Below are 18,294 nucleotides of genomic sequence, written 5' to 3' on the forward strand. Positions count from 1 at the left end.
GAGATTCCACAAAGTCTTAAAGTGAGACGGAATTTTCAGGGGAGAGTGATCATGACCAATTTTTCACGCCGTGGTGCTATGGGCCTTTTGGGTGGTGCAGCCACCTTGCCGATGCTGGGGGCGCCGGCTCTGGCAAATACCAAGATGACAGTTGGTGCCTTGCGATTCACCAGCCATGCGGCGTCATTTGTGGCGTTCGAGCGCGGGTACTTCGCGGACGAGGGGCTGGACGTCGAGTTCAAGTTCTTTCAGGCGGCCCAGCCAATGGCCGTCGCAATTGCTTCGGGCGATGCTGATTATGCTGTAACCGCAATTTCGGGCGGACTGGTGAGCCTTGCTGAAAAGGGTGCGGCCAAAGTGATCGGTGGCGCGCTGAGCGAGGAAAAAGGCATCGACGGGCAAAAGATCCTGGCGTCAAATGCGGCCTATGAGGCTGGCCTGACCAGCCCAGCCGCTCTGGCGGGCAAGAATTATGCCGTGACGCAGGCGGGATCGTCGTTCCACTACATGGGGTCCAAGATCGCCGCCGCCGAGGGGGTATCGGTCAAATTCAAGCCGCTGCAGAAAGTTGGCGCCATTATCGGCGCGATGAAGTCGGGGCAGGTAGACGCCTGGTCGATCGTGCCGCATATCGCCAAGGGGCTGGCTGGGGCCGGAGCCGTCAAGATCATCGGCAACGTGGCCGACTACATTCCGAACTACCAGGTCACCACCGTCTTTACCTCGGCCAACAACGCCGAAAATGAACGCAGTCAGACCGAAGCCTTTTTGCGGGCCTTTTCGCGCGGTGCGGATGATTTCAACGCCGCTCTGGTCGACAAGAGCGCGGGCGATGATGCCGCGACCGAGATGGTCCAGTTGATCCACAAATACGTCTATGCGGATCGGCCGTTTGAAAAGGCTGAAAAGTCCATTCGCAACGGCGCAATGCGGATCAACAAGAACGCTGGGCTGAATATGAGTTCGGTTCAGGATCAGCTGGATTGGTTCAAGGCCGAAGGGTTGATCAAAGAGGGTATCACCTCGGAAACGCTGGTCGATCCGTCCTACGCGCCGACGATCTGACGCCAAAATGGACCTGACGCTGGATCACCTGACGCACCGCTATGGCGACATGCTGGTGCTGGATGACGTGTCGCTGCGCATTCCTGCGGGCGAGATCCTGTGTGTGATCGGCCCGTCTGGCTGTGGCAAGTCCACCTTGCTGCGGATGCTGGGCGGGTTGGAGCAGCCAGACCAGGGGCAGGTTTTGCAAGGGGGAGAGGCGCCCGAAGGGTGCCTCAACCCGCTGACCTTCGTGTTTCAGGACTTTGCTTTGCTACCGTGGCGGACGGTGGCGGGGAATATCTCGCTGGTGCTTGAAGATCATGGGCTGGCCCGCCCTCAAGTCGAGCAGATCATCGATAGCGTTTTGGCCCGCACCAAGCTGAGCGATTTTCACGATGCTCTGCCTCGGCAACTGTCGGGCGGCATGAAACAGCGGGTTGCGATTGCGCGCGCATTGGCGGTGAACCCGGCGGTCATGCTGTTGGACGAACCACTGTCGGCGCTTGATGCGCAGACGCGCGAATTGCTGATGGAGGATCTGGTGAGCCTTTGGGCCCGCCAACCGTTCACGGCCGTCTACGTGACCCACAATCTGGCCGAGGCGGTGCGCCTTGGGCATCAGATTGCGGTCCTGTCCCGCCGCCCGGGCCGCATTCGCGAGGTAATCCGGATTGACGTGCCACTGTCCGAGCGCACCCCCGGCCTGCCCGAGTTGGACGCGTTACAAACGCGCTTGTGGCATCTTATGCGGGATGAGGCTTTGGCTGCGGATCAGGAGTTGGTGCATGGCTGAGCAGAGCGTCCCCTTTCGTGGCGGTGGTTTTCGACCCCAGTCCAAGCGCGGCGTGGGCGTGGTGGTCTTCGTAGTTCTGCTGCTCTTTATCGAATGGGGAACGCGGGAGGGGTGGATTTCGAACCTGACCCTGCCGCGCCCGTCGGACGTGGGCACCACACTTTTGGATTTGGCCCGGTCGGGGGTCCTTTGGACCCATTTGGGGCCGTCGCTGACCCGGTTGATCGTGGGGTCTTTGCTTGGCGTTTCGGCAGGCATTGGCATTGGGGTGCTGATTGGCCTGTTCTCTTATGTCCGGGCCGGGCTGGTTCCGGTTGTGGCTGCCATCTTTCCGATCCCCAAGATCGCGCTGTTGCCGCTTTTTGTGATCTGGTTCGGCATCGATGAGGGGTCAAAATACGCCCTCATTGCTCTTGGGACCTTCACCCCAACAATTGTTGCCACCTACGGCGCGGTCGACAATGTAGACCGAGGGCTGATCCGCATGGGCCAGAGCTTTGGCCTTGGTTGGTTCTCCATTGTGCGCAAGATCGTTCTGCCCGGCGCGCTACCCGGCATCCTGTCGGGGCTACGCGTCAGCCTGGCCATCGGAATCATCCTGTTGGTCGCTGCTGAGATGCTGGGAGCGGAATACGGGGTGGGTGCTTACATCCTGCAAGCCGGATCGCTCTATGATCTTGAGCGGCTTTTTGCCGGTGTGGTCATTCTGTCGGCGTTGGGGGTCCTAACCAGCTGGATCATCGGCAATTTGGAAAAACGCCTGCTGGCTTGGCGTAGCTGATCGCGGTATCCTGCCTGCAAAACAAATGAGCAGGTATTTGTCATGATGGATCGCAGGTTTTTCTCTCTTGGTGTTGGTGCCCTGATGCTGTCGGCCTGTGGGTCGAACAATGTCGCGACTCCCGGGACCAATCCGCGTGTGCAACCGGTGCCCAATGCGGGCTGGGATGCCTGGGTGGATGGGTTCAAGGCGCGCGCGACAGCGCAGGGGATTTCCCAATCCACGATCAACACCGCCTTTCGCGGGGCGGGCTATCTGCCGGTTGTGATCGAACGCGATCGCAACCAGACAGAATTCAAACGCACGCTTGAGGACTATCTTGCGATTGCTGCCTCGGACGAGCGGATCGCGACCGGGAAAGACATGCTGAGGCGGTATCGCACTCTGCTGACGCAACTTGAGGGACGCTATGGCGTGCCGCCACAGATCGTTGTGGCGATTTGGGGGCTGGAAAGCCGCTATGGTGCGCGGCGTGGTGACATCCCGGTAATCTCGGCATTGTCGACGCTGGCTTATGACGGGCGGCGGGGTGAGTTCTTTGAAAAGCAGCTCGTGGCGGCGCTCAAGATTCTGCAGAACGGGGACACCACGCCTGCCAACATGACCGGAAGCTGGGCCGGCGCAATGGGGCACACACAGTTCATTCCGACGTCTTACCTGGCTTATGCGGTGGATTTTACCGGCGATGGTCGGCGCGACATCTGGTCGGACGATCCCACAGATGCACTGGCGTCGGCAGCGGCCTATTTGCAGCGCTCAGGCTGGGTGCGCGGGCAGACCTGGGGTGGAGAGGTCGGTTCGGCCGCCGCGCGGTCAGCGACGCCTGTGTCGATCATCCAGCCACAAAAGCCGGGGCCTCAGTTTGCGGTGTTCAAGAACTTTTCGGTGATCAAGCGCTATAACAACTCGGACAGTTATGCACTTGGTGTCGGCCACCTGGCTGACCGGATCGCGGGCGGCGGACCGCTCAAGACACCGTTTGGGCCGGATGCAAACGGGCTGACGTTGAACGATCGAAAAGAATTGCAAACGCGTCTGACCAGGGCCGGATATGACACCGGCGGAGCAGATGGGGTGATTGGATCCAAGAGCAAAGCCGCGATCAGCAACTATCAGCAAGACAATGGCTTGACTGTGACAGGCGAACCTTCTTCGGCACTGTTGCAGCGATTGCGTGGATAAATACGGCTCACATCAGGACCGCTGCGCGCTATGACCGTACAGGGCAGCCCGCGTTGGGGAGCCCGGTTTCAGGATGCGGGTAGCAATGCTTGCAGCAGCAAACTGCAAGACCGGGTCCGCTCGAACCCGTGCGCTATCGACAAGACCAAATGTTGATCAAGTTGCACCCTTTGAGGAAAGGGGGCAACAAGCTCGCCTGAAATCAGTGCCGCCTGAACCAGTGCCTCGTGTGCCATCAAGATGCCCGCCCCATGCTTGGCTTCCTCCAGCGCCACGCTGAACAATGAGTGGGTTGGGCCGCGCTGTCCTGACCGATCTACTTCTGGAACCTGTTTCAGCCACTCTGACCAATCCCCTGTCCAGGTTGAGTCGTGGATCAGAGTTTCCCCATCCAGATCGGAAACCGAGTTCAATCGTCTGGCCAGAGAAGGCGCGCAAACCGGAAAAATCCGATCTTGGAACAGCGGTTTTTCAAAATGCTCAAACGGCCCGCTTTTGAAGAAGAGTGCGACGTCAAACGGCTCGCGTGTCAGGTTAGGAGGTGTTTCCAGAGCAACGACGGAAACCGAAATGTCAGGTGCCAGTTCGCGCAATCGTCCCAACCTTTCCGACAGCCAGAGTTGGGCCAGGGAAGGCAGGGTCGCAATGCGGATGCTGTTGGGGGCGCTCTGTGCGCGCAATGATTGAACCGCTTGTCCCAACGCATCGAAGGCTGCGGTGAACTGTGGCAGCAGGGTTGCTCCAAGCGGGGTCAGCTCGACCCCTCGACTGCGTCGTTCGAAAAGATCGCTGTTGGTCCAGGCTTCAAGAGACTTGATGTGCTGTGCCACAGCCCCGGGAGTGACGCCCAATTCATCGGCTGCAGCGGTAAAACTTCCCAGCCTGGCAGCGCTTTCAAAGGCGCGAAGAGCGTTCAGATGTGGGCCCTTGGGGCGAGGAGGGGCGACGGGCATGGCATATTGGCATAGTTTTTCTACGCTAATTTTTTAGCAATACTGATTTGTCTGGTCCACGAGAAATGGCGGATTGTGATGCCAATTCGAATTTCCCAACCAAGGACTGAAATCATGACAGCGCACTTCAGAACGCCCGTCTCGCAGGTGGACCCGTTGATCTCTGCCGCTTTGAGCGGAGAAAAAAGGCGTCAACAGGATCAGATCGAGCTTATTGCTTCTGAGAATATCGTCAGCCGCGCCGTTCTGGATGCACTCGGTCATGAGATGACAAACAAAACGCTCGAAGGGTACCCTGGCAACCGCTTTCATGGTGGCGGAGGCTATGTGGATATTGTCGAACAGGCTGCGATTGATCGGGCCAAGGCTCTGTTTGGATGTGACTATGCAAATGTGCAGCCTCATTCGGGAAGCCAGGCCAACCTTGCGGTCTTTTTTCTGTTGCTCAAGCCGGGGGATCGGGTGCTGTCTCTGGATTTGGCAGCAGGTGGCCACCTGAGCCACGGGCTCAAGGCCAATTTGTCGGGGCGGTGGTTCGAGCCCCATCACTATGGTGTCGATCCGGAAACCGAGGTGATCGACTACGATGCGTTGGAACGGCAGGCGCGCGAGGTGAGGCCCAAGCTGATCATCGCGGGCGGGTCCGCGTATCCACGCGCCATTGATTTCGAACGCATGGGGCAGATCGCCAGGCTGGTTGGGGCGTGGCTTCATGTTGATATGGCGCATATCGCAGGGCTGGTGGCTGGCGGGGTGCATGATAGCCCATTCCCCCATGCAGACATCGTGACTTGTACCACAACCAAAACACTGCGTGGCCCGCGTGGCGGTCTGATCCTTACCAACAACGCCGAATGGTTCAAAAAGCTGCAGTCGGCGGTTTTCCCAGGTGTCCAGGGGTCGATTCATACCCAGGTGCTGGCGGCCAAGGCCGTGTGCTTGGGCGAAGCGTTGACTGATGAGTTCAAGGTCTACGCGAAACAGGTCTCGATCAATGCAAAAACGCTGGCCGAAACGCTGCAGGCGCGCGGCTTCCGGATCGTTTCGGGTGGTACGGACACGCACATTGTCTTGCTGGATGTGAGTTCAAAGCGGATTACTGGAAAACAAGCCGAAAGAATATTGGAACTGGCCAACATCACGGCCAACAAAAACGCCATCCCCAACGATAGCCCTCGTCCGCCCGAATGGGTCGGCCTGCGGCTCGGGACGGGAGCAGCGACAACCCGCGGGTTGGGGGCCCCCGACTTTAGAGTGCTCGGTGGGATCATTGCCGATCTGATCGAGTCAGCGGCGGCTGACTTGGGCAACGAGGTTGTCGGACAGTGCAAAGCGAAAGTTGCGCAGCTCTGCGAGAAGTATCCCGTCTCAACCTGACGAAAAATGACCCGCTGTGTCGACGAGGTCAGGATCGTGCAAAGGCAGCAGCCCCCGAACGACGCAAAGGGCTTTGGGGGTCGTCATACTTTGGCATAAGGGGACAGACGCCCTGTCAGGGCCCGTTTCAGTATGCCTGGACAACGACAATTCAGCGGCAATGTCACCTCAGGGATTGCCACCACTTCGTATCTCTCACACTGACACAGCGTGAGGTCTCAGAACGCCTTTGGGTAGGGGTTAAGCCGCCAGCCCCTTGGAGCCCATGTCCAGGAACTTCTTGCGGCGATCCGCCACCAGGGCGTCGCCGTCCATGTCCTTAAGTTCACCCAGCATGGCTTCGATCATGTGCCCAACAGATGCAACGGCTGCCTCGCGGTCACGGTGCGCACCACCTTTGGGCTCGACAATCACACGGTCTGCCACGCCCAACTTGTGCAGATCCTGCGCCGTCAACCGCAGCGCCTCGGCGGCTTCGCGCATCTTTTCGGCGTCTTTCCACAGGATCGAGGCGCAGCCTTCGGGCGAAATGACCGAATAGACTGAATGTTCTAGCATGGCCACGCGGTTGGCGGTGGCAAAGGCCACAGCGCCGCCCGAGCCGCCTTCTCCGATGATGACCGATACCAGCGGCACGCCGATCTTCAGGCACATTTCGGTCGAGCGAGCGATCGCCTCGGATTGGCCGCGCTCTTCGGCGCCTTTGCCGGGATAGGCGCCAGGTGTGTCCACCAGCGTGATCACGGGCAGGCCAAAGCGTCCCGCCATCTCCATCAGACGGATTGCTTTACGGTAGCCTTCTGGCCGAGCCATGCCAAAGTTGCGCTCGATCCGGGATTTGGTGTCCGTGCCTTTTTCGTGGCCGATCACCACAACAGGCTGATCGTTGAACCGCGCCAACCCCCCCATCACCGCATGATCATCGGCAAAGTTCCGGTCGCCAGCCAAGGGTGTGTATTCGGTGAACAGCGCGTCGATGTAATCCTTGCAATGTGGACGCTCGGGGTGGCGCGCCACCTGGCACTTCCGCCAGGGGGTCAGATCCTTGTACAGCTCTTCGAGCAGCGAGGCTGCCTTGGCGTCCAGGGCGGTGGCCTCTTCGGCTACGTCCATCTCTTCATTGGCACGAGCCAGAGCGCGCAGCTCTTCGGCTTTGCCTTCGATTTCGGCCAGGGGTTTTTCGAAATCCAGATACTGGGTCATGACGCCTCTCAACGCGGAATTTGCTGGATATATGACGTCAGGTTGCCGCAGATGCAACTCAGCAAGATTTGTGATCTGCGATTGTGGCATCGATTGAGGTGCGAAACAGACCAGTGAGGGCCCTCATGACAGGCCGATACGAAGACCGCCTGCTGCGGGTTCTGAGCTACATTCACGACAACCCAGCGGGTGATTTGTCGCTGGACCGGTTGGCGGATGAGGCCGCGATGTCGCGGTTTCACTGGCATCGGGTATTCCGGGCGATGACCGGTGAAACCTGCGCCCAAGCCGTGCGCCGGATGCGAATGAACCGGGCGGCAACCTGGTTGATACAGAAAGATTGGCCTGTCGATCAGGTGGCGGCCCGCTGCGGTTACCCCAACAGCGCCAGCTTTGCCCGCGCCTTTGCCGAGGATTTCGGTCAGCGCCCTGGTCCGTTTCGCCAAGCAGGGCGTTTGCGCCCCCCATTGTCGAAACCAGATCCAGAGGATTTTCCCATGCACCCCACTGAAATTCGAACCGAACCCAAACGCCGACTGGCCATGCTGAGACACAAAGGGGCCTATTACACCATTGGTCAGAGCTTTGAGAAATTTGGCGCGATCTGCGAGGCGCGCGGGCTCTGGCCGCAGGTCGGACCGGTTATCGGTGTCTATTTGGACAATCCCGAAGCTGTTCCCGAGGCCGAACTGACCAGTCTGGCAGGGGCCGAATGGCGTGGCGAGGGAATCCCCGACGGGATGGAAGAATGGGTGATCGACGGTGGCAGGACCGCTGTCATGACGTACAAGGGTCCGTACTCTGGGCTGGCGGCTGCCTATCAGACCCTGTTTGGCCAATGGCTGCCTGAAAGCGGGGAAGAGCCAGCCGATGTGCCGTGTTATGAGATCAGCCTGAACAACCCACGCACGACTGCCCCCGAGGATCTGCTGACCGAGATCTGCCTGCCGCTCAAATAGTTCGGTTCACGGAAACAAAACCGGATAGAGAGAGGCCACCAGCAGCAGGGCCATGGTCCAGTTGAACAGCGTCAAACGGCGCGGGTTTGTCAGAATTCGCGCCATTTGTTGCCCCAACACGGTCCACGTGCTGACCGAGGGAAGGTTCACCGCGCCAAAAACCAGAGCAACGATCACCACGGCACCCAAGTCTTGGCTGGGCGTGTAGGCGGTGATCGCGGTCAGCGCCATGGTCCAGGCTTTTGGGTTGACCCATTGGAACGCGGCGGCCTGCAGAAATGTCATAGGTGTTCCGGCGCCTTCCTGTCCTTCGACCGGGGCGGCGTTTGCGATTTTCCAGGCCAGATAGAGAAGATAGGCGACCGAAGCGACTTTGAGGATCTGATAGCTGACGGGGAATGCGTCGAACACCTGCACCAGCCCCGCACCCACAAGAAGTACCATGAATGTGAACCCCAGCCCAATACCCAGCATATGCGGGATCGTGCGACGGAACCCAAAGTTCGCACCAGAGGCCATCAGCATCAGGTTGTTGGGGCCCGGCGTGATCGAGGATACAAAGGCGAAGGCAACAAGAGCAAGGAGCAAGTCGTGTGTCATGGCGCGCAGACTTGCGGATTTCTTGCCAAATGAAATTGCGTTTTGTGCCAGATTTGTGCAATTTGCACAATAAATGGCGAAACTAGACAAGATCAATCAGCATATATTGCGTGAGCTGTCGCGGGACGGACGAATGTCCAACCTGGAGCTTGCGGATCGAGTGGGCTTGTCGCCCTCGGCCTGCCTGCGTCGGGTGCAAGAGCTGGAGCGCTCTGGCGTGATTTCGGGCTACCGTGCGGTATTGAACACGACGGCTCTTGGTGTTGGTATTGTGGCCTACATCGGGGTCGGCCTTGGTGAGCACAGCAAGGCGGCGCAAGAAGGATTCGAAAACGCGTTGCAACAGGTGCCCGAAGTTGTGGAATGCCACAACACGACCGGCACGATCGAGTACCTGCTGAGGGTCGAATGCGCCGATCTACCTGCCTACAAACTGTTTCACACAGAGGTTCTGGGCATGCTGCCGCATGTGACGTCGATCACATCTTATATGGTTTTGGGCTCGCCCAAGGATCTGCGGGCCTGAACCCTGGGTTTTGTTCGAGGGGAAATTGTGAACGTGCCAACCCTTGCCGCGATGAAATTTGCCGCCTAGGCTCGGTCCAGCTTGTAGCATTTCCGTTGCAAAAGATCGGCACAAGCCGACGGCAACGTTCTCAACAGGGAGACCAAAATGAGATCCATTCTGATCGGAGCCGCCGCCGCATTGTCGTTTGTGATCGCGACAGCAGCCGGAGCCGCGCCTTTGAAACTGAAACCCGCCAGCCCACAGCCTGGTGGGGTCAAACCCGGGTTGTCGGTAACTTATGGGTTCGCCAGGGAAGGCCAGCACATCAAATACCTGTCCGAGGCCCGTTCGGTCCTGAAGTCAGGGGCAAAGCGCGGCGCGTCGCTGCGTGGGCTGGACTATCGCGACAACAACAAGGGCGAGCCGACCCTGACCTCGGGGCGGGCAGAAAATGTCGCGGCCTCGATCAAAGGTTACATCCGCTTTGACGCGCCTGGAGTTTACGAGATCGACTTTTTCACCAACGACGGCATCGACGCCCGCATCGGTGGTCAGCGCGTGGGTCATTTCGACGGGCGTCAGACCTGCGACAGCACCATCGTGTCCGAGGTCGAGGTGCCGCAGGCAGGCTGGTACAAGTTGGATATCCTCTACTTCAACCGTCTCAACACCTCATGTCTGATGATGCGCATGGGGGCCAAGGGTAAGAAGATGCAGTGGGTCAAGAACGGCGTGTTTGGACACTGATCAACTCAATCTCAAAGACGAATTTCTTACGGTCTGCCAAATTCTTGGCGGACCGTTTCTTTTTGGGGATTAGTCAATCGCGACATTTCGAGATGTCGCTGCCGGGACTGCAAGCAATCGTCAGCTGAAGTTGAGTAAGCGCAGTTCAAGACAGGTGTCCCATGTATCACTTCACACGCTGGTTTCCCTTCGCGCCTCCGACGGGCCTTCGCGCCGGAACAGGAAATGTGATGAACGAAGGATTTCGATACTATGGGCAATTCCCCCCAAAACGGCCGGACCGAACCGGCCCAGATGAGCCGTGAATGGCATTGGCACCCGCAACTCCCCGTTGGATTTGCACCCTATTGGAACTGGCCGCCGAAACCGGCAATATTGCTGAAATGGCTGTGGCAGAACTATCTCCAGGTTTCTGACCGCTCGATCTTTCTGGCCTTTGCTTTTGTGGTTGCTTTCTGGTTGCAACCGGTTGGGCCTGATCAGGCACAATTTGCTCCAGGCTGGATTGCGACCGTGTTGATCCGAAACTGGATCGCGCTGTTGGTCGTGGCGGGCGGGTTACACCTGTGGTTCTACGGGATAGACGGGCAAGGCAAGCTGCTGAAATACGACCCGCGACCCTACATGAAGCGCAAGAATGCGCTCTACAAATTCGGCTATCAGACCTGGGACAACATGTTCTACTCGCTCGTATCCGGGGTGCCGATTTACTCCATGTACGAAATTGGCCTACGCTGGATGTATGCCAATGGGACTTTGGGGACGTTGGAGTTTTCGGCGCACCCCATTTGGTTTGTCTTACTCTTTCCGCTTTTGGCGCTTTGGCAAAGCCTGCATTTTTACGGCGTTCACATCGCCCTGCATCACCCCAAAATCTATAAGTACGTCCATTCGGTGCACCACCGCAACGTCAACACGGGCCCGTGGTCTGGCACGTCGATGCACCCTGTCGAGCACATGTTCTTTTTCAGCGCAATGCTGATCCTGGTGGTGCTGCCTAGCCACCCGGTTCACATGCTGTTTCTGGGCTATTGGCTGCTTCTCGGGGCTGCGTCGTCTCATTCCGGTTACGAAGCGATCTGGGTCAAAGACCGGCAGCGTCTGCTTATCGGCGCCTTTTTCCATCAGCTCCATCACCGGTATTACGAATGCAACTACGGCAATTCAGAGATGCCGTGGGACAAGTGGTTCGGCACCTATCATGACGGCTCTGAGGCCGCGACGCGAACCACGCGCGACCGTAAGCGGCGGATGCACAGCCAGTAGGATCTTACCCGGTTGAAGGCAGGCCAAGTGCCTGTCGCAATGCCAGTTCTGGCGAGGACAAAACAGGCACCGGCGTCGTCACATAGTGAGATGCCTGTGCCATGGACGCCTGAGCCAGAACGACACAGGTAATTTCGGGGTGAAGGCATAGGTTGCTGTCTATGCGATTGGCAATTTGCTCTGCAAATTCTTCGGCCTGGCCCGTTTCGAACAGGTTCCATAGGTCGCGCAATGGAAAGGGGTGGATGTTTGGTGCCAAACCCGCATCCAAAAACGCCTGCGTCAACAACGCTGACGATGGCTCCAGTGTACTGTCCAAGCAATATGCCATAAGCACCGGCCCCCTCGTGGCCGCTGCTGCATCCATCATCGGGCGATCAATACGCAAAGCGCCAGCATCCACTGCAACCTGCGCAATGCTGGTGCAGGTGCACAGCGCATTGGGAGCAAGCGCAATCTCGGCCTGGATCTCGTCTGAAAGGGCGACATCAATTCCGCCCTGCGCGCGTTCCAGCCAATCAGGCCGTATAACATGCGCCAGTTTGGCATTTGGTGCCAGACGCTCGGCCAGCGTATCAAAGGTATCGCGGTGTACATGAGCAGTGTGAAACAGGGTCAGATCGGTCATGAGGTTTCTCAAAATGCAATGGGGCGCCCGAGTGGACGCCCCAAGTATGCATGAATGGATGCAAAAGCGTTACCCAGCGGCGATCAGTTCCGCTTGCGCGACGATCACTTCGGCCTGTTTGATCGAGGCGATGTCGACCAGACGACCTTTGTAGACAGTTGCGCCTTCGCCGTTGGCCTTGGCCTGTTCCATGGCGGCCAGGATTTCGCGCGCTTCGGTTACGGCCTCGTCCGAGGGGGTGAAAACCTCGTTTGCGAGCGCGATTTGCTTGGGGTGGATAGCCCATTTGCCGACCATGCCCAGGGTGGCCGAACGTTTGGCCTGTGCGATGTAACCCTCGTCGTCCGAGAAGTCGCCGAACGGGCCGTCGACCGGCAGGATGCCATGCGTGCGACAGGCCGCGACGATGGCGGCTTGGGCCCAGTGCCACGGATCCGACCAGTGCTTTACGCCTTCGCGCAGCATATAGTAGTTTTCCTGCGTCCCGCCGATGCCGGTCGTCTGCATACCCATCGAGGCGGCAAAGTCGGCTGCCCCCAGGCTCATGGCCTGCATGCGGGGCGACGAAGCGGCGATCGCTTCGACATGGGCGATGCCAGCGGCGGATTCGATGATCACCTCAAAGCTCACCGGCTTGGTGCGGCCCTTGGCGCGTTCGATCGCGGTGACCAGGGCGTCCACGGCATAGACATCTTCGGCGCAGCCCACCTTGGGGATCATGATCTGGTCGATGCGGTCACCGGCCTGCTCCAGCAGGTCGACCACGTCGCGGTACCAATAGGGCGTGTCCAGGCCGTTGATGCGCACGGACATGTATTTGTTGCCCCAATCCACGGTGTTGAGCGCCTCGATCACATTGGCGCGGGCCGCGTCCTTGTCCGAGGGGGCCACCGAATCCTCAAGGTCGAGGTTGATCACATCCGCAGCTGAGGCCGCCATTTTCGGGAACAGTTTGGTGTTGGAGCCCGGGCCGAACAATTGGCAGCGGTTGGGGCGCGCGGGGGCGGCGGGCTGAATGCGGAAGCTCATGTGATCTCCTGTCGCGAAGGTAAGGATATTTCGATTTTCTTGAGAAATGAGGTATTAAATTGCGCGTCATAGCGCAAGGCTGTTTGTGCAGTCGCAGCATTGGCGTCGCAGCATCTTCGATGTGAGGGCCTATGAAGCTGCACAAAGTTTAATCGAAGTGAAAACTTGGAAGAATTTTGCGTGAATTTGCCTCGATGCGCAAATATTTCCCTTTGATGGTTTTCAAATTCATCACAACGCGAAGTGCTCGTGAGATCGCCTCATTAGCATACGCCAGAATCAAGAATAGGAGTGCACCGCAATGATCGAGACACCGTATTTGCTGTTTTTGGGCGATGCGCCCGACCAACTCGCGGCCAAGGTTGCCATCGGTATCAAAGACTGGCGTCCTGAGAACGCTGTGGGCCAGTTCCGGATGGATGGCTGCAAGGCCGATCTGGGCCTGAAGGACATGGATCTGGCCGAAGCCAAGGCAGCTGGTGCCAAGACGCTGGTCATCGGTGTGGCCAACCGCGGCGGCGTGATCAGCCAGGCCTGGAAAAAAGTGCTGGTGATGGCGCTGGAAGAAGGGTTCGACCTGGCATCCGGCCTGCACAACCTGCTGCGCGACGAACCGGATCTGGTTGCCGTGGCCGAAGCCACCGGTCGCAAACTGCACGATGTGCGTGTGCCTGAGGTCGAGTATCCGATCGCCAATGGCGTCAAGCGTAAGGGCAAGCGCGTCCTGGCTGTGGGCACCGATTGCTCGGTCGGCAAGATGTACACTGCTCTGTGCATGGACGCCGAAATGCGCAAGCGCGGCATGAAATCGACCTTCCGCGCCACGGGTCAGACCGGCATCCTGATCACCGGCGACGGTGTGCCACTCGACGCCGTGATCGCCGACTTCATGGCGGGTTCGGTCGAATGGCTGACACCGGACAACGACGAAGACCACTGGGACCACATCGAAGGTCAGGGCAGCCTGTTCCACGTGTCCTATTCGGGCGTGACCATGGCTCTGATCCACGGTGGTCAGCCGGATGCCCTGGTTCTGGCGCACGAGCCGACCCGCGAGCACATGCGCGGTCTGCCCGATTATCAACAGCCGTCGTTGCCTGAATTGCGTGACATGGCACTGGCGCTTGGCAAAGTTGCCAACCCGGCCTGCCAGGTCGTAGGTATTTCGGTGAACACACAGCACATGCCCGAGGATGAGGCCAAGGCCTATCTGGCCGAGCTGGAGGCCGACATGGGCCTGCCCGCCACCGACCCGTTCCGCTTTGGCGCAGAAAAGCTGGTGGATGCGCTGGCGGCAATCTGATCTAAGCGTGCCGCCGGAGGAGGAGTTGAACCGCCTCCGGCGGCCGTATTTTGAACGAGAAGAAGGATGGGGCGCGTGCAGATAGAAGTCACCCGTGATGTGTTCAAACTGGCGCAGGTGTTCACCATCTCGCGCGGATCACGGACCGAGGCCCATGTGCTGACGGTGCGGATTACCGATGGCGAACACCAGGGCGTCGGCGAATGTGTGCCCTATGCCCGCTACAACGAAACGCTGGAGTCGGTTGAGGCCGAAATCCTGGGGTTACCTGAAAACTTTGACCGCGAAAGCCTGATGGACCTGCTGCCTGCAGGGGCTGCGCGCAACGCGGTTGATTGCGCCCTGTGGGATATAGAGGCCAAACGTGCCGGTAAGCGTGCGTGGGAACTGGCCGGGCTTGAAGCGCCGGGGGCTGAGATCACCGCCTACACGCTGTCGCTGGCCTCGCCCGAAGAGATGCGCAAGCAGGCCGAAGAAAACGCACACCGTCCGCTGCTCAAGATCAAGCTGGGCACCGCCGATGACATGCCGCGATTAGAAGCGGTGCGCGCGGGCGCGCCGAATTCAAAGATCATCGTGGATGCAAACGAAGGTTGGTCTGCCGAAGTGTATGCCGATCTTGCGCCACATCTGGTGCGCCTTGGTGTGGCGCTGGTCGAGCAACCTTTGCCCGCAGGTGAAGATGACGCGCTGATTGGCATGGACCGTCCGGTGCCGGTCTGCGCCGATGAAAGCTGCCATGACCGCACCAGCCTGCCCAAGCTCAAGGGCAAATATGATGTGGTCAACATCAAGCTCGACAAGACCGGCGGCCTGACCGAGGCGCTGAAACTGCGCGACGCGGCCCTGGCCGAAGGGTACGAGGTGATGGTGGGTTGCATGGTTGGCAGCTCGCTTGCCATGGCGCCTGCGACACTGGTGGCACAGGGTGCGGTTGTGACCGACCTTGACGGCCCGCTTTTGTTGGCCGAAGACCGCGACACACCGCTGAATTTTGACGACGCCGGAGTGCACCCGCCTGAAGCGGGCCTCTGGGGCTGAGGAGACAAACATGACCCGTACTGTTTATGTGAATGGCGAATACCTGCCCGAGACCGAGGCCAAGGTGTCGATCTTTGACCGTGGGTTCCTGATGGCGGATGCTGTTTACGAGGTGACCAGCGTTCTGGACGGCAAGCTGATTGATTTCGAAGGTCACGCCGTGCGTCTGAAGCGCTCGCTGGACGAGCTGCAGATGGCCGAACCCTGCACCAAAGACGAGTTGTTGGAGATCCACCGCAAGCTGGTGGAGCTGAACGACATCAACGAAGGTCTGGTCTATCTGCAGGTCACACGCGGCAGCGATGGCGACCGCGATTTTGTGTTCCCTTCGGCAGATACCAAACCGACCATCGTGCTGTTCACCCAAAACAAGCCGGGTCTGGCCGACAGCCCGGCCGCTAAGAAGGGTGCCAAGATCATCTCGATCGAGGATATCCGTTGGGGCCGCCGTGACATCAAGACCGTACAGCTGCTGTACCCGTCGATGGGCAAGATGATGGCCAAGGCCGCGGGTTGTGACGACGCATGGCTGATCGAAGATGGTCACGTGACCGAAGGCACCTCGAATAACGCCTATTTCGTCAAGGACGGCAAGATCGTGACCCGCCCGCTGTCGACCGACATCCTGCATGGCATCACCCGCAAGGCGGTTCTGCGCATGGCGGCTGAGGCTCAGATGGAAGTCGAAGAGCGTCTGTTCACCATCGACGAGGCGAAAGAGGCTGACGAGGCCTTCACCACGTCTGCGTCGGCCTTTGTGATGCCGGTTGTAGAAATCGACGGTGTTCAATTGGGCGATGGCACCCCGGGTCCGATCGCCAAGCGCCTGCGCGAAATCTATCTGGACGAAAGCCGCAAGGCCGCGATCTGAGGCCAGAACGCGACGCCTCTCTGACGAGAACGGAACAGTTTGCAGTCCTCTCTTGGGTCAGCCTGACCTGAGGGAGGGTTTTTTATGCGACCGTTTGATGGCTTGCGGGTGCTGGACTTGACCCATGTGTTTGCAGGTCCATTTTGCGCCTATCAGTTGGGCGTTCTGGGGGCCGAGGTCATAAAGATCGAGCCCGTCAGTCAGCCCGATATGACCCGAGCAGAAGGCGCAGATACTGCGCTGAACGCCCAAGGTATGGGCCTGTCTTTTCAAGCGCAGGGCGGCGGCAAGCAGACATTGGCGTTGGATCTGAAGTCCGAGCAAGGCCGGGCTTTGTTCGACCGGCTTGTCGCGACGGCGGATGTTCTGGTGCAAAACTACACCGCCCACGCGGTTGAGGAGTTGGGATTGGGGTACGACCGCCTGTCCGCGTTGAAACCCGATCTGATCTATTGTGCGATCAGCGGGTTTGGGGCCACAGGGCCCAAGGCAGCGCATGCGGCTTATGATGTGGTGATCCAGGCCTACACCGGGATCATGGCCGCCAATGGCGAGGCGGACAGTGACCCGGTCCGGGTGGGGCCCGCGATGGTCGACTATGGCACCGGGGCGCAGGCGGCGATGGCGGTCTCGGCGGCTTTGTTCGGACGGTCGCGTACGGGTCTGGGGCGGCGGATCGACGTGTCGATGGCGGATTGCGCGCTGATGCTGATGAATTCGCACACCGCGACGACGCTGGCGACGGGACAGGCGCCCAAACCGCACGGCAATCAGGATCCCAGCCTTGCGGGCTATGCGACCTATGACACCGCAGACGGTCAGCTGATGATCGGCGCATTCTCCAACACGCAGATGGCCAACTTGATGCGCGTCGTCGGGCAGGGCGCGCGGGCGGATGCCATCCAAACGACGCCCCGCGCGCAGATCAGTGCGCGTCGAGAAGAGGATGCGGCGGTTTTGGCTGAGGTTCTTGCAACAGGCACAGCAGCAGAGTGGGAGGAAAAGCTGAATGCAGCCCATGTTCCCGCAGCTCGGGTGCGCGGTTTGGCCGAGACCTTGACGGAAGATCAGCTGGCGTCCCGCCCGGTGATCCAGTCCGTGGACGGCACGGCGCTGGCCGTGGCCGGGTTCGGTTTTGATCACGGCGGGCCGTCACTGGATCATGCACCGCGTGCGCACGGGGCCGACAGTCGGTCGGTGCTGGCCGAGTTGGGGGTCGGCCAGAGTGAATTTGATACGTTGCAGGATCAGGGCGTGGTGTTCAGCCCTTTTTAGTCACGTTCTCTTCAAACGCGACCTCGAACGCGGCCTGTTTTTCGGGGCTCGCTTCGGTCTGATAGTTGGCTTTCCATTCGTCCATGGTCATGCCGTAAAAGATCTCGCGCGACTGCCCCTTGTTCATTTCGATGCCTTTTTCGTTCGCTGCCTCTTGATACCAGCGGGACAGGCAGTTGCGGCAGAACCCGGCCAGGTTCATCATGTCGATGTTCTGCACATCAGTGCGGTCTTCCATCAGGTGCTTTTGCAGGCGGCGAAAAGCAGCGGCCTGGAGTTCGATTTCTGTCTGCTGGTCCATGGCGTGGCTCCGAATGACTTGGGTTTGACGTAGAGGTAACAACCAAGGGAACGGGTTACAACGGGGGCCACAACAGCCCCCGGAACGTTCAACTAGGTCTCATTGCCGAAGCAATGCAGGGCTCAAGCCAATTTGAGAGCAAGATAAGGCGCCACGGCAAAGATCAAGGTCAGTGTCTTGTATTTTGCCAGATAGGCGAAGTACGCCTTGCGGACGTCGGCCTCTTCCATCTTGAACATGCGGGCGTGAACCCCGGTCACCCAATTCTGCATTGCCAACAGCATCACCGTGGTGAAGGCCAGAAAGCCTATGTTCAGAACGGTCATCCATCCAAAGACGGTGGTCAGGAATTCTACGGTCATGATACCCTCCTTTCAGGGATATCTGGTGTCCTCCTTACCCATAATATGGGGGGTGGGGCATGACCTCA

Annotated in this window: 20 protein-coding genes; 13 read left to right on the forward strand and 7 right to left on the reverse strand. The window is 59.0% G+C overall.

Annotated features, from left to right (window positions below; genetic code table 11):
* The first annotated feature begins 51 nt into the window (after positions 1–51).
* Genes TRL7639_RS02395 through TRL7639_RS02410 form a run of 4 tightly spaced genes read left to right on the forward strand, consistent with a single transcriptional unit; the run spans position 52 to position 3,803 of the window.
* A complete protein-coding gene (locus tag TRL7639_RS02395; RefSeq protein WP_085794201.1) occupies positions 52–1,065 on the forward strand; it encodes an ABC transporter substrate-binding protein in 1,014 nt (337 codons plus the stop codon).
* A gap of 7 nt (positions 1,066–1,072) precedes the next feature.
* On the forward strand, positions 1,073–1,840 hold the full coding sequence (locus TRL7639_RS02400; protein WP_085794202.1) for an ABC transporter ATP-binding protein: 768 nt from the start codon (positions 1,073–1,075) through the stop codon (positions 1,838–1,840).
* Positions 1,833–2,621 (forward strand): ABC transporter permease, encoded by a 789-nt coding sequence (locus TRL7639_RS02405; protein WP_085794203.1) that lies wholly within the window; start codon positions 1,833–1,835, stop codon positions 2,619–2,621. Before TRL7639_RS02400 ends, TRL7639_RS02405 begins: the two co-directional genes overlap by 8 nt.
* Before the next feature lie 42 nt (positions 2,622–2,663).
* A complete protein-coding gene (locus TRL7639_RS02410; RefSeq protein ID WP_085794204.1) occupies positions 2,664–3,803 on the forward strand; it encodes a lytic murein transglycosylase in 1,140 nt (379 codons plus the stop codon).
* Positions 3,804–3,871: 68 nt separating this feature from the next.
* Here TRL7639_RS02410 and TRL7639_RS02415 read toward each other — a convergent pair whose 3' ends face one another.
* Positions 3,872–4,756: a LysR substrate-binding domain-containing protein gene (locus TRL7639_RS02415; protein WP_085794205.1), complete on the reverse strand. Its 885-nt coding sequence runs from the start codon at positions 4,754–4,756 to the stop codon at positions 3,872–3,874.
* Between the two features lie 114 nt (positions 4,757–4,870).
* On the opposite strand from TRL7639_RS02415, the gene TRL7639_RS02420 reads away from it, so the two are divergent.
* Positions 4,871–6,133 (forward strand): 2-methylserine hydroxymethyltransferase, encoded by a 1,263-nt coding sequence (locus TRL7639_RS02420; protein ID WP_085794206.1) that lies wholly within the window; start codon positions 4,871–4,873, stop codon positions 6,131–6,133.
* Positions 6,134–6,373: 240 nt separating this feature from the next.
* On the opposite strand, the gene TRL7639_RS02425 is transcribed toward TRL7639_RS02420, so the two are convergent.
* Complete coding sequence (locus tag TRL7639_RS02425; RefSeq protein WP_085794207.1) at positions 6,374–7,336, reverse strand: acetyl-CoA carboxylase carboxyltransferase subunit alpha; 963 nt, start codon at positions 7,334–7,336, stop codon at positions 6,374–6,376.
* A 125-nt stretch (positions 7,337–7,461) separates the two neighbouring features.
* On the opposite strand from TRL7639_RS02425, the gene TRL7639_RS02430 reads away from it, so the two are divergent.
* Positions 7,462–8,295 carry an AraC family transcriptional regulator gene (locus tag TRL7639_RS02430; protein ID WP_085794208.1) on the forward strand — a complete coding sequence of 278 codons (834 nt, stop codon included), beginning with the start codon at positions 7,462–7,464 and terminating at the stop codon, positions 8,293–8,295.
* A 6-nt stretch (positions 8,296–8,301) separates the two neighbouring features.
* Here TRL7639_RS02430 and TRL7639_RS02435 read toward each other — a convergent pair whose 3' ends face one another.
* Positions 8,302–8,895 carry a LysE family translocator gene (locus tag TRL7639_RS02435; RefSeq protein WP_085794209.1) on the reverse strand — a complete coding sequence of 198 codons (594 nt, stop codon included), beginning with the start codon at positions 8,893–8,895 and terminating at the stop codon, positions 8,302–8,304.
* Between the two features lie 73 nt (positions 8,896–8,968).
* Here TRL7639_RS02435 and TRL7639_RS02440 point away from each other — a divergent pair, with 73 nt between their 5' ends.
* From TRL7639_RS02440 to TRL7639_RS02450, 3 genes are all read left to right on the forward strand, one after another.
* Positions 8,969–9,421 (forward strand): Lrp/AsnC family transcriptional regulator, encoded by a 453-nt coding sequence (locus TRL7639_RS02440; protein WP_085794210.1) that lies wholly within the window; start codon positions 8,969–8,971, stop codon positions 9,419–9,421.
* A gap of 147 nt (positions 9,422–9,568) precedes the next feature.
* On the forward strand, positions 9,569–10,150 hold the full coding sequence (locus TRL7639_RS02445) for a PA14 domain-containing protein (protein ID WP_085794211.1): 582 nt from the start codon (positions 9,569–9,571) through the stop codon (positions 10,148–10,150).
* Between the two features lie 294 nt (positions 10,151–10,444).
* A complete protein-coding gene (locus tag TRL7639_RS02450; RefSeq protein WP_207559627.1) occupies positions 10,445–11,416 on the forward strand; it encodes a sterol desaturase family protein in 972 nt (323 codons plus the stop codon).
* Positions 11,417–11,420: 4 nt separating this feature from the next.
* Here TRL7639_RS02450 and TRL7639_RS02455 read toward each other — a convergent pair whose 3' ends face one another.
* Both TRL7639_RS02455 and TRL7639_RS02460 read right to left on the reverse strand, forming a co-directional pair.
* The gene (locus TRL7639_RS02455) at positions 11,421–12,044 is read right to left on the reverse strand and encodes a hypothetical protein (protein ID WP_085794213.1); all 624 of its coding nucleotides are present in this window, start codon (positions 12,042–12,044) and stop codon (positions 11,421–11,423) included.
* Positions 12,045–12,113: 69 nt separating this feature from the next.
* Complete coding sequence (locus TRL7639_RS02460) at positions 12,114–13,073, reverse strand: L-malyl-CoA/beta-methylmalyl-CoA lyase (protein ID WP_085794214.1); 960 nt, start codon at positions 13,071–13,073, stop codon at positions 12,114–12,116.
* Positions 13,074–13,374: 301 nt separating this feature from the next.
* Here TRL7639_RS02460 and dgcN point away from each other — a divergent pair, with 301 nt between their 5' ends.
* From dgcN to TRL7639_RS02480, 4 genes are all read left to right on the forward strand, one after another.
* Entirely contained in the window at positions 13,375–14,376 is a 1,002-nt protein-coding gene (gene dgcN, locus TRL7639_RS02465) for an N-acetyltransferase DgcN (protein ID WP_085794215.1), read from the forward strand.
* 75 nt (positions 14,377–14,451) lie between these two features.
* Positions 14,452–15,417 (forward strand): N-acetyl-D-Glu racemase DgcA, encoded by a 966-nt coding sequence (dgcA, locus tag TRL7639_RS02470; protein WP_085796217.1) that lies wholly within the window; start codon positions 14,452–14,454, stop codon positions 15,415–15,417.
* 10 nt (positions 15,418–15,427) lie between these two features.
* Positions 15,428–16,288: a D-amino-acid transaminase gene (locus TRL7639_RS02475; protein ID WP_085794216.1), complete on the forward strand. Its 861-nt coding sequence runs from the start codon at positions 15,428–15,430 to the stop codon at positions 16,286–16,288.
* 84 nt (positions 16,289–16,372) lie between these two features.
* Positions 16,373–17,563, forward strand: a complete 1,191-nt coding sequence (locus tag TRL7639_RS02480; RefSeq protein ID WP_085794217.1) for a CaiB/BaiF CoA transferase family protein — start codon at positions 16,373–16,375, stop codon at positions 17,561–17,563.
* Here TRL7639_RS02480 and TRL7639_RS02485 read toward each other — a convergent pair.
* On the reverse strand, positions 17,550–17,864 hold the full coding sequence (locus TRL7639_RS02485) for a DUF1244 domain-containing protein (protein WP_085794218.1): 315 nt from the start codon (positions 17,862–17,864) through the stop codon (positions 17,550–17,552). The two genes, TRL7639_RS02480 and TRL7639_RS02485, sit on opposite strands and share 14 nt — an antisense overlap.
* Positions 17,865–17,986: 122 nt before the next feature.
* Positions 17,987–18,226: a DUF6868 family protein gene (locus TRL7639_RS02490; RefSeq protein ID WP_085794219.1), complete on the reverse strand. Its 240-nt coding sequence runs from the start codon at positions 18,224–18,226 to the stop codon at positions 17,987–17,989.
* Positions 18,227–18,294 lie beyond the last annotated feature (68 nt).

It is taken from the genome of Falsiruegeria litorea R37 (assembly GCF_900172225.1).
In the GTDB taxonomy this organism is placed as follows: Bacteria; Pseudomonadota; Alphaproteobacteria; order Rhodobacterales; family Rhodobacteraceae; genus Falsiruegeria; species Falsiruegeria litorea.